We start from the raw sequence: 9,971 nt of genomic DNA, 5'->3' as shown, positions 1-9,971 counted from the left end.
TTAGGCACGCCGCCAGCGTTCATCCTGAGCCAGGATCAAACTCTCCAATAAAGTTAGTTTGTCTAGCATCTAAAATAAAAATTGACGTTTCGCGTTGTTTGTTTCGTTCAGTTTTCAAAGAACTAAAAGCGGGTGAAGAGAATCGAACTCTCGACCAGAGCTTGGAAGGCTCTTGTTTTACCACTAAACTACACCCGCGTGGTCGGGAAGACAGGATTTGAACCTGCGACCCCCTGGTCCCAAACCAGGTGCTCTACCAAGCTGAGCCACTTCCCGTAATTAGCGCGCCCGAGAGGAGTCGAACCTCTAACCTCTTGATCCGTAGTCAAACGCTCTATCCAATTGAGCTACGGGCGCTTATTCATGATGTTTTTTCGTCGTTGTAATTTGGCGACTCAATTATCTTACCATACTACATTTTCAAATGCAAGTATTTTTTTTAAGATTTTTTTGATGCGGCCGAGAGGACTTGAACCTCCACGGGGTTTCCCCCACTAGGCCCTCAACCTAGCGCGTCTGCCGTTCCGCCACGACCGCGCGAAAAAAACAAAAGTGAGCCATGAAGGACTCGAACCTTCGACCCTCTGATTAAAAGTCAGATGCTCTACCAACTGAGCTAATGGCTCGTAAATGGCTGGGCTAGCTGGATTCGAACCAGCGCATGACGGAGTCAAAGTCCGTTGCCTTACCGCTTGGCTATAGCCCATCGAAATAATTATCTTCTTTTCAAAGACAAATGTTATTGTACCATAATGTCCAATAAAAACCAACTGCTATATAGCAGAAGTTAAAATGGCGGTCCCGACCGGGGTCGAACCGGCGATCTCCTGCGTGACAGGCAGGCATGTTAACCACTACACCACGGGACCATTTGGTTGCGGGGACAGGATTTGAACCTGCGACCTTCGGGTTATGAGCCCGACGAGCTACCGTGCTGCTCCACCCCGCGACAATACTATTCATATAAAATTATATGGTGGATGATGACGGGATCGAACCGCCGACCCCCTGCTTGTAAGGCAGGTGCTCTCCCAGCTGAGCTAATCCTCCAAAAGTGGTGACCCGTACGGGATTCGAACCCGTGTTACCGCCGTGAAAGGGCGGTGTCTTAACCACTTGACCAACGGGCCAATATGTATGGCAGAGAAGAAGGGATTCGAACCCTCGCACCGCGTTAGCGATCTACTCCCTTAGCAGGGGAGCCCCTTGAGCCACTTGGGTACTTCTCTGTATGGCTCCGCAGGTAGGACTCGAACCTACGACCGATCGGTTAACAGCCGATAGCTCTACCACTGAGCTACTGCGGAATAATGAAGACAATTTGTATCTTATAAAAATTCTCTCTGTAAGTCAAGAAGTTTTTAACAACATCTTGTTCAAACGTGACATGTTTATAATATACTGGATTGCGTTTTTACTGTCAAGATGTTTTCGATATCGGTTTGAGTTTCCCTTTACACTTTCCACAGACATATCTTTTTGTATTTATTTGACGCCTTCTTACATATTGAAGTGAACACTCCATACATTCATACTTATAAATCTTTTTTTCCTTCTCTTCATTAATCATTTGTTTACAAAAACGTGGTGCATCAACTTTCTTTAACAACTCACGAAAATCCCTGTCCCTGTGCTTATACCCTCTTCCTGCAATATGTAAGTGATAATGACAAAGCTCATGTTTAATAATCCCGACTAACTCTTCTTCACCATACACTTCGTAATATCGATAATTCAGTTCGATATTATGACTCTTCAATAAATAACGCCCACCAGTTGTACGTAATCTATTATTAAACACTGCTTTATGTAAGAACGGCATCTCAAAGTATTGTAGTGACACTTCTTCCACTAGTCGCTGAATTTCTTGCTCATCCACTCTCATTCCTCCTAAACAAAAAAATATTTTTACACTTTTCTCCCTTCTTATACATATATTAAATAGTACATATACCCATCCTCATGTAAGAAGCGTGGTTTCTAAAAACAAAACATGAATAGAAATCCACTCACCAACCTCTCATCAATAGCATTTTAGATTTTTGAGAGCAGGATTAAACAAGGAGGGATTCCTATGCCTACGTGGCTAAAAAAACAAATCCAACGTGCATATTTCGAAAAAAACCGGTATCAAATTAAATTATTAAATGAATGCTGGTTTTATTATAGCAAAATACATCAAAGCTCATAATCCATTACACTTTTTATTCCATAAAAAAAGAGCAGTTTCATCTGCTCTCTTCTCTTACTATTCAATCGGCAACATAGATAGTGCAACGCGTCCTTTTTTTGTATCAATATCATCTACCCATACTTTTACAATTTGCCCTACTGATACAACATCTAACGGATGCTTTACAAACTGTTTGCTAAGTTTAGAAATATGTACTAAACCATCTTGCTTTACGCCAACATCAACAAAAGCACCAAAATCAACAACGTTACGAACTGTTCCTTCTAGTTCCATACCACGTTTTAAATCTTCTAATTTCAAAATCCCTTTTTTCAGAAGTGGTTTAGGCAACTCATCCCTCATATCTCTTTCTGGACTAATAAGCGCATCTATAATATCAACTAACGTCGGCTCCCCAACTCCTGTTTCTTGAGATAACTTAGAAATCTCTACTTCTTCCAATCTCTTTTGTAATTGCGGTTGTCCTACGTCATCTATCGATAACCCTAGACTCTTCAATAACAATTCAACATTTTTATATTGCTCTGGATGAATACCTGTTCGATCTAATGGATTCGCTCCTTCTAGTATACGTAAGAAACCTATACATTGTTCATACGTCTTTGCACCTAAACGCGGGATTTTCTTTAATTCCGTGCGCTTCGTGAATTTCCCATCTTCTTCTCTCTTTGCCACAATATTTTTCGCAACAGTTTTCGATAAACCTGAAACATATTGTAACAATGCAACCGAAGCCGTATTTACATTAACCCCAACTTGGTTAACAGCTGTTTCTACTACAAATGTTAATGACTCATTCAGTCTCTTTTGAGATACATCATGTTGGTATTGTCCAACCCCAACTGATTTAGGATCAATTTTCACAAGTTCAGCAAGTGGATCTTGCAGACGTCTTCCAATAGAAACGGCACTTCTCTCTTCAACTTGTAAATTTGGGAATTCCTCACGGGCTAAATCAGAAGCTGAATATACACTAGCACCCGCTTCATTTACAATAATATAAAAGACATCTCGGTTCACACTTTGTAATACATCTACTATAAACTCTTCTGTTTCTCTAGATGCTGTCCCATTACCAATTGCAATCATTTCAACTTGATATTTATCTATAATAGAAAGAACTTTCGTTTTTGCATCATCATATTTACGAACAGGTGGATGCGGATAAATAACATCGATATGTAGTACTTTCCCCGTATCATCTACTACAGACAATTTACAACCAGTTCTATATGCCGGATCTACCGCTAGCACGACTTTCCCTTTCATCGGAGGTTGTAATAATAAGTTACGTAAGTTCTCAGAGAAAATATGTATCGCTTGTTCTTCAGCTGTTTCTGTTAATTCTTTACGAATTTCTCTTTCGATTGAAGATTGAATTAATCGTTTATAACCATCTTCAATCGCTAATTGTACATAATGTGCACTTTTCGAATCGTTATTACGAATTACTTTCTTATTTAAGAAAGTTACTATTTCATCTACTGGCGGAACAACAGCAACTCTCAATATATCTTCTTTCTCGCCACGATTCATTGCTAATACACGATGTGGTACTACTTTTTGCAATGGTTCTTCATAACTGTAATACATTTCATATATATTCTTTTCATCTTTTTCTTCATCTTTCACGGACGAAGACATAACACCTTTTCTAAAAGTAACATTTCGAATCCAGCTACGATACGCAGCTTCATCTGAAACCATTTCTGCAATAATGTCTTGTGCACCTTGTAAAGCTTCTTCTGCAGATTGCACTTCTTTCTCTACATTAATAAATTCCACTGCCTTTTTAGCCGGATCTTCTTTCTTATATAACAATAACCATTCAGCTAATGGTTCTAATCCTTTTTCTTTAGCAATTGTCGCTTTCGTTCTTCTTTTCTCTTTATATGGACGATATAGATCTTCTACTTCTTGCAACTTTGTAGCTTTAACAATTTGCTGTCGTAGCTCTTCTGTCAGTTTCCCCTTCTCATCAATAAGACGAAGAACTTCTTCCTTCCTATCTTCAAGTTGCATCATATATTGCCATCTCTCTAAAATCGTACGAATCTGCACCTCATCTAAAGAGCCTGTCCATTCTTTTCGGTAACGAGCAATAAATGGAACTGTGTTACCTTCTTCTGTTAATTGAATAACATGACGAACTTGCTTTTCGGTAAAGCCTAATTCTTTCACTAACATTTTCATTAACGCTTGTCGATTATCTACCATTTCCATATACAACCGTAACCTCCTCTATAATAAAAAAAGTTGCCCTTCAAAGAGAGCAACTTAAACTGCCGATTTAAAAATCTATTAGTCCTAAACTAATCTGTAACGCTTCATCTACACGACTCATCATCACTTCATCCAAATGAGTGATTTTGTCCGTTAAGCGTTGCTTATCGATTGTTCGAATCTGCTCAAGTAAAATAACAGAATCTCTCTCAAAACCATACTTTTTCGCATCAATTTCCACATGAGTGGGTAATTTTGCTTTTTGAATCTGTGCAGTAATAGCCGCTACAATCACCGTTGGACTAAAACGATTTCCGATGTCATTTTGAATGACAAGAACCGGACGAACGCCTCCTTGCTCAGAACCAACAACTGGGGAAAGGTCTGCAAAATACACGTCGCCGCGTTTTACAATCAAAATATTACCCCCCGCTAACTAAGCGTTCTACTGTATGAGCTGCTTCATACTCTGCTAAGAAAGCTTCAGATGCAATACCAAGATTAATTTTTCCCATTTCAATGTACCCACGTCGCATTGATTCATGTTGGTAGCGTTTCTTCGTCTTATGTTGACGCAATAACAATTGTGTTGCCTGGCAAATTAGTTCATGGCGATTCTTATTCTCTTGTTTTCCAATTCCGTCCAATTCCGTTACCATTTGCTTTGGCAACCGAACCACGATTTCAGTAGTTACACTTGATTCGGACACAAAAATACACCTCCACCGTCAACTACACACCCAAATATATATATGACACCTATTGTAATAATACCATTGTATGGAGCCTGTTGCAAAGACTTCCTTATTCCTTGCTTATGTTTTCCAATTCACAAACAAAACATTCATCTTCTTAAATTTTTTATCTCATAACTAACTAAAAACAATAGAACTCCTCTTCAAAACTTACGTGCAACTTATATAAAAAATGATTATAAGTAAAAAGCTTCTCATCAAAAAGAGCTTATTATCCAGCAATGAACAGTCACTCCAATGACAAGAAGCAATCATACTACCTTCTATATATTGTTCAAGTAATTAATTATCTCTACAATCTTACCATTCCGTATAAATATTCTTGGCACACGGAAACTGATCGTTGCAATAATTTCATAATTAATAGTCCCTGAGTATTCCGCAACCTCTGTAGCGCTAATATACTCATCTCCTTGCCTTCCAATAAGCGTAACTTTCGTACCAAGTGGCACTTCACAAGGAAGATGAATCATGAACTGATCCATTGTTACTCGCCCTACAATCGGTACCCTTTTACCATTTATAAGCACTTCAAATCCTTGCAACCTTCTAAGCCACCCATCTGCATAGCCAATCGCTACAGTCGCAATCCATTCTTCCGTTTTCGTTCGGTAGGTGACGTTATAACTAATTCCATCACCTTTAATTACCTGTTTAATATGAGCGACTTTCGTATGAAGTGATAGCGCTGGTTCTAATTCAAATGGTAAAAAAGGACGTATTTCTACAGAAGGAGATAATCCATACATTGCAATCCCAATTCGCACTGCATTAAATGTAATCCCTTGAAAACGTAACGTCGCAGCACTATTAGCTGTATGAACAAACTTAGGATCCACTCCGAATTCTTTCAAACAACTTAACTGCTCTAAGAACGTGTTATATTGCTTATCAAAATACGAAGTCTCAACCTCATCTGCCGTTGCAAAATGCGTGTATACTCCTTCTAACTCTAAAAACGGTGCACCCTCTAAACTCTTTAAAAATTCTTTTAGCTCTTTTCTTTCACGTATTCCAATTCTCCCCATACCACTATCAAAGTTAATATGGAATTTCATTACAGATGAACCATCCCAAAGTTTAATTGCTTCGTCCACCCATTCTTTTTGAAAAACAGTTAGCGCTACATCATTTTCAGCAGCTACATTTACATCACGCGGCGGCGAGGGACCTAACACTAAAATCGGCTCAGTAATACCAGCCCTCCGAAGCACTAAAGCTTCATCTAAAAAAGCAACAGCTAACCTCGTTGCACCTGCTTCTAATGCCGTTTTAGCCACTGGTACATAATCGTGCCCATATGCGTTTGCTTTAACTACAGCAAAAACCTCTACATTACTTGGGATGAACTCTTTAATATGTGTAACGTTGTTATAAATGGCATCTAAATCCACTTCCACCCAAGTGTCACGGTAAAATGGTGCTTCTTCCATAAATACACTTCCTTATACACGATATGCGAAGCTTATTCTTTTATATGCTTCTTTTATGAAATCCACCTTCAAACTAAGAAAAGACGTGGTGCACATATATCACCACGTCTAAGAAGTTTACTTCACCTGCTTCGCTGTAACCGAACGAGCAACCATTAACAGCTCCTTCTGCTCTAAACCTTTAGACACGAGCATATATTCTACTCCGTTATGCGACCACGTTACAGAGTCTTTCGTTAATGCACCAATCGTAAACCCAAGATCAACTGGTTCTCCACTTACACTTACCGCTGATGATGCCTCTGCAACTTTTGCCTTTTCTTGTATTAAAGTAAAAGATTTCTTATTTCCAGTGTATGTGAGTATCGCACGCTTGCCACTGTCTGTCTTCAACTCTTTTTCATCTTGCAGAGTCATACCTTGTGGTGTATCAAGTGGATACAAAATAGCAAACGGTTTGTCTTCTTTCGCTGTTGTTTGAACATCTACCTGTGCTCTAGACATATTTTGTTTCGTATCAAATGCACCTTTATCAAATTTCGCATCGAATTTCACTTTAGAGAAATCTACTTTCACAAGAACATTTTGATCATTATCCATTAACTTCACTGAAACTGGAGTCAAGTCGCTCTTATTTAATGTAATCTCTTGTCTCGGCAACATATTTTGATGTTGATAGTTTGTTTTTGTTTTAAAAATATAATACTTATCTGTTTTCTCAAAAGTAAGGTTTTTCTTGTCCTGCAAAATATCTCTTACAAGTGATTCATATAAATAAGCCTGGCTACTATTTTGCGGCCAATCACTTTGAAAACGGAAGCTCTTATTAAGTGCTGGCGTTAATACAAATACACCTTCTTCATTTCTCAAAATAATTTGGCTCTGATCTTTTTTTGCATTTTTTAAATTCACACGATAAAAAGACGGTTCCTTATGCCAAATCTCTACGTTATACTCTTGAGGCTCATTGCCTGTTTTAATAGATAATTTTGCCTCAGCTTGATAACTTTTCATCCCTTTTACTTTTGATTCTAAATCTCTCACGACATCATCTTGCTTCTTTTCCATACAACCCGCCAACACAAAAACGGTCAACAAACCGACAAGAACTAAAAACAGACGCCTTTTCATCAATTCAGCCCCTTTGCCCCTATAAATGAATGGAAGATGTACCTTCCTTATCGCTACCTCAAATATATGAGACAAAGATATAAAATATGCAGACTAGCGTGACGAGCTTTCTAAAACAACTTGAGCAACAGCAAATTCCTTACTATGACTAATTGATAAATGAACAATATACTCTGTACTTGTAATCAGAATTGGCTTACCTCTTTCATCATTTTTCACTTCAATATCTAAAAAACTCACTTCTTTTCCGATACCAGTACCTACAGCTTTTGAATACGCCTCTTTCGCTGCAAACCTTCCAGCTACAAACTCTGTAAGGCGACTTCCTTTCAGCTCCATAGCAACATTACGTTCATTTTCCGTTAAAATATGTTCCATAAATTTAAGCTTTCCATCTAGCATTTTTTCAATACGATTTAATTCAATAATATCGATACCAATCCCTATAATCATTTCGAAATCCCCTTCTTCTATTTAACTTTCTTCTTTCATATTTATAAGAATAACAGAGAATCTTTCTGATGCAAAAGGGGTGAAAGTAACCGTATGCTAATAAGATCCACTCATATTTCTTTACAACCGACTATTCTTACCTTACTTCTTATTCATTTAGTCATGATGATATTAGGCGACTTTTTTCTCTTACCACTGGCAGCCTCTAATGAATATATCGCTAAAGGAGAATGGTGGCGTGTCATAACTTCTCTTCTCGTACACGTAGACTTACAACATTTTCTTTCTAATAGTATTTTTTTGTTTGCTCTTGGTTCCTCTATTGAAAAGCAACTCGGACACTTTTCTTTTTTTATTCTATTTTTTCTCTCTGGAATTTCCGGAAATATTTCTTCTTATATTATTATGCCGCTTGAATATATTCACGCAGGTGCATCAGGTGGTATTTTCGGACTATTAGGTGCACAGTTATTTTTATTGTACAATCGATACCGCTCTTCAAAACCAAAAGAAATTGCCATTTTCTCAATTATGATTCTTCTATTACTGCTATTTACTTTCTTTAACCCTTCTGCCAATCCGATCAGTCATTTAACAGGTTTAATAACCGGTGGCATTTTAACCCCTTTTTTAACCAAAAAAAACGATGGTGCAAAGCTTATTTAATATAAAAGCTTGCACCATCGATAATTTCTACATCTACTTGTTCACTTAAATCTCTCATTAATTGAAATAAAGACTCATCCTTCATCTTCGCCTCAATCATACAATCAATTTGCGGAACACTTCCCTTTATCCTTCTTAAAAAAGATAAAAATGCCTCTACATTAATATAATCTGCATGAGCTCTTGGATCTTTTCCCTCTCTAGGGCTAGAGATATGCATTTTAACCGGCAACAAAGACGTTTCCCACGTATGAACGACACGTGCCCAATCTTCATACCAATCTTCTTGCTCATTATTCATCATATGGTGATGCAAGTCAAATACGACGGGAATATCTAATTTTTCTCCTAAATATAATGTTTCCTCTAACGTAAAGGTTGTATCATCATTTTCTAATATAATCATTTCTTGAATACTCCTTGGGACATTCGACCAATTCTCTATAAAGCGCTCTAATGCAAGTTCTTTATCTTTATATCCTCCTCCAACATGCAGTACACATCGTTGCTTATGTTCAATCCCCATGCCTTTTAATAATTTTTTGTGCATCTGCAATGTTTTTACAGATTGTTTAAAAACACTCTCCTCAGGTGAATTTAGTACAACAAAATGATCTGGATGGAAATCAATTCTCATATTCATATGAACTGCATATTCACCTAGTTTTTTTAAATTTTCTTTTAAAGGACGAATATAGTTCCACTCTAGCAATTCCTCATGATTCGCTAAAGGAATGAGCTTTGAACTGAGCCGAAAGAAAGATATGTCATGCCCTTTATTATGCTTTAATAAACGTAAACAATTTTCTAAATTGGAATTAGCAATTCTTTCAAGTTTACGAATTGCAGCAGCACGATCATCTAATTTCTGAAACTGTGCATACGTCATCGTTTGAGATGGAGATGCATTCTTCAAATGTACACTCATCGCAACGTAACCAAGCCTTACAAGCATATAACAGCCCCTTTTCTATCATAACTATTATGTAGTATGCACAATTATAGAAATAAAAAAAGAGAATGCCTGGTCATCTCCCTGTCAAGTAGACAGTAATAAAAAGAGTATTATGCCACGGCCTTTTCCCGATATTCTATCGGGGAAAGCCCGTGAAGTTT

General features: G+C 37.7%; 10 protein-coding genes and 12 tRNA genes. 2 read left to right on the top strand and 20 right to left on the bottom strand.

Going from position 1 to position 9,971, the window contains the following annotated elements; genetic code table 11:
- Positions 1-127: 127 nt before the first annotated feature.
- From MR169_RS27505 to MR169_RS27445, 13 genes are all read right to left on the bottom strand, one after another.
- Positions 128-198 (bottom strand) — tRNA-Gly (locus MR169_RS27505).
- A 1-nt stretch (position 199) separates the two neighbouring features.
- Positions 200-276, bottom strand: a tRNA-Pro gene (locus MR169_RS27500).
- A gap of 7 nt (positions 277-283) precedes the next feature.
- Positions 284-357, bottom strand: a tRNA-Arg gene (locus MR169_RS27495).
- 97 nt (positions 358-454) lie between these two features.
- Positions 455-537, bottom strand: a tRNA-Leu gene (locus MR169_RS27490).
- A gap of 16 nt (positions 538-553) precedes the next feature.
- A tRNA-Lys gene (locus MR169_RS27485) sits at positions 554-626 on the bottom strand.
- Positions 627-631: 5 nt separating this feature from the next.
- Positions 632-706: transfer RNA gene (locus MR169_RS27480), tRNA-Gln, on the bottom strand.
- A gap of 87 nt (positions 707-793) precedes the next feature.
- Positions 794-869 (bottom strand) — tRNA-Asp (locus MR169_RS27475).
- Positions 870-872: 3 nt separating this feature from the next.
- Positions 873-949: transfer RNA gene (locus MR169_RS27470), tRNA-Met, on the bottom strand.
- Positions 950-974: 25 nt separating this feature from the next.
- Positions 975-1,050 (bottom strand) — tRNA-Val (locus tag MR169_RS27465).
- A 5-nt stretch (positions 1,051-1,055) separates the two neighbouring features.
- Positions 1,056-1,130, bottom strand: a tRNA-Glu gene (locus tag MR169_RS27460).
- Between the two features lie 8 nt (positions 1,131-1,138).
- Positions 1,139-1,229, bottom strand: a tRNA-Ser gene (locus MR169_RS27455).
- 3 nt (positions 1,230-1,232) lie between these two features.
- Positions 1,233-1,307, bottom strand: a tRNA-Asn gene (locus tag MR169_RS27450).
- Between the two features lie 113 nt (positions 1,308-1,420).
- Positions 1,421-1,879: a SprT family protein gene (locus MR169_RS27445; RefSeq protein ID WP_000344235.1), complete on the bottom strand. Its 459-nt coding sequence runs from the start codon at positions 1,877-1,879 to the stop codon at positions 1,421-1,423.
- 195 nt (positions 1,880-2,074) lie between these two features.
- Between MR169_RS27445 and cmpA the strand changes: the two genes are divergently transcribed.
- Positions 2,075-2,191, top strand: coding sequence for a cortex morphogenetic protein CmpA (gene cmpA, locus MR169_RS27440; RefSeq protein ID WP_215585705.1), 117 nt, complete (start codon positions 2,075-2,077; stop codon positions 2,189-2,191).
- Between the two features lie 57 nt (positions 2,192-2,248).
- On the opposite strand, the gene MR169_RS27435 is transcribed toward cmpA, so the two are convergent.
- The 6 genes from MR169_RS27435 to acpS form a co-directional block, all read right to left on the bottom strand.
- Entirely contained in the window at positions 2,249-4,417 is a 2,169-nt protein-coding gene (locus MR169_RS27435) for a Tex family protein (RefSeq protein ID WP_000426240.1), read from the bottom strand.
- Positions 4,418-4,484: 67 nt separating this feature from the next.
- The gene (gene ndoA, locus MR169_RS27430; protein WP_000635965.1) at positions 4,485-4,835 is read right to left on the bottom strand and encodes a type II toxin-antitoxin system endoribonuclease NdoA; all 351 of its coding nucleotides are present in this window, start codon (positions 4,833-4,835) and stop codon (positions 4,485-4,487) included.
- A 4-nt stretch (positions 4,836-4,839) separates the two neighbouring features.
- Entirely contained in the window at positions 4,840-5,127 is a 288-nt protein-coding gene (locus MR169_RS27425; protein ID WP_000004570.1) for an antitoxin EndoAI, read from the bottom strand.
- A gap of 308 nt (positions 5,128-5,435) precedes the next feature.
- Positions 5,436-6,605: an alanine racemase gene (gene alr / locus MR169_RS27420; protein WP_242320367.1), complete on the bottom strand. Its 1,170-nt coding sequence runs from the start codon at positions 6,603-6,605 to the stop codon at positions 5,436-5,438.
- Between the two features lie 117 nt (positions 6,606-6,722).
- A complete protein-coding gene (locus MR169_RS27415) occupies positions 6,723-7,673 on the bottom strand; it encodes a LolA family protein (RefSeq protein WP_001998927.1) in 951 nt (316 codons plus the stop codon).
- Between the two features lie 156 nt (positions 7,674-7,829).
- On the bottom strand, positions 7,830-8,189 hold the full coding sequence (gene acpS / locus MR169_RS27410) for a holo-ACP synthase (protein WP_242320366.1): 360 nt from the start codon (positions 8,187-8,189) through the stop codon (positions 7,830-7,832).
- A 93-nt stretch (positions 8,190-8,282) separates the two neighbouring features.
- Between acpS and MR169_RS27405 the strand changes: the two genes are divergently transcribed.
- Entirely contained in the window at positions 8,283-8,855 is a 573-nt protein-coding gene (locus MR169_RS27405) for a rhomboid family intramembrane serine protease (protein WP_000908523.1), read from the top strand.
- Here MR169_RS27405 and uvsE read toward each other — a convergent pair.
- Entirely contained in the window at positions 8,848-9,810 is a 963-nt protein-coding gene (gene uvsE, locus MR169_RS27400; RefSeq protein ID WP_000961162.1) for a UV DNA damage repair endonuclease UvsE, read from the bottom strand. The genes MR169_RS27405 and uvsE overlap by 8 nt on opposite strands.
- Positions 9,811-9,971 lie beyond the last annotated feature (161 nt).

This window comes from Bacillus cereus group sp. BfR-BA-01349 (genome assembly GCF_022663795.1).
Taxonomy (GTDB): domain Bacteria; phylum Bacillota; class Bacilli; order Bacillales; family Bacillaceae_G; genus Bacillus_A; species Bacillus_A cereus.
Note: the sequence above shows the minus strand (reverse complement) of the source record. Positions and strands in the feature narration are given on the sequence as shown.

Bases quoted from the DNA above. Each gene is read 5' to 3' on its own strand.
- cmpA (WP_215585705.1), top strand. From the start codon at position 2,075: ATGCCTACGTGGCTAAAAAAACAAATCCAACGTGCATATTTCGAAAAA.
- MR169_RS27435 (WP_000426240.1), bottom strand. From the start codon at position 4,417: ATGGAAATGGTAGATAATCGACAAGCGTTAATGAAAATGTTAGTGAAA.
- alr (WP_242320367.1), bottom strand. From the start codon at position 6,605: ATGGAAGAAGCACCATTTTACCGTGACACTTGGGTGGAAGTGGATTTA.
- MR169_RS27415 (WP_001998927.1), bottom strand. From the start codon at position 7,673: ATGGAAAAGAAGCAAGATGATGTCGTGAGAGATTTAGAATCAAAAGTA.
- acpS (WP_242320366.1), bottom strand. From the start codon at position 8,189: ATGATTATAGGGATTGGTATCGATATTATTGAATTAAATCGTATTGAA.
- MR169_RS27405 (WP_000908523.1), top strand. From the start codon at position 8,283: ATGCTAATAAGATCCACTCATATTTCTTTACAACCGACTATTCTTACC.
- uvsE (WP_000961162.1), bottom strand. From the start codon at position 9,810: ATGCTTGTAAGGCTTGGTTACGTTGCGATGAGTGTACATTTGAAGAAT.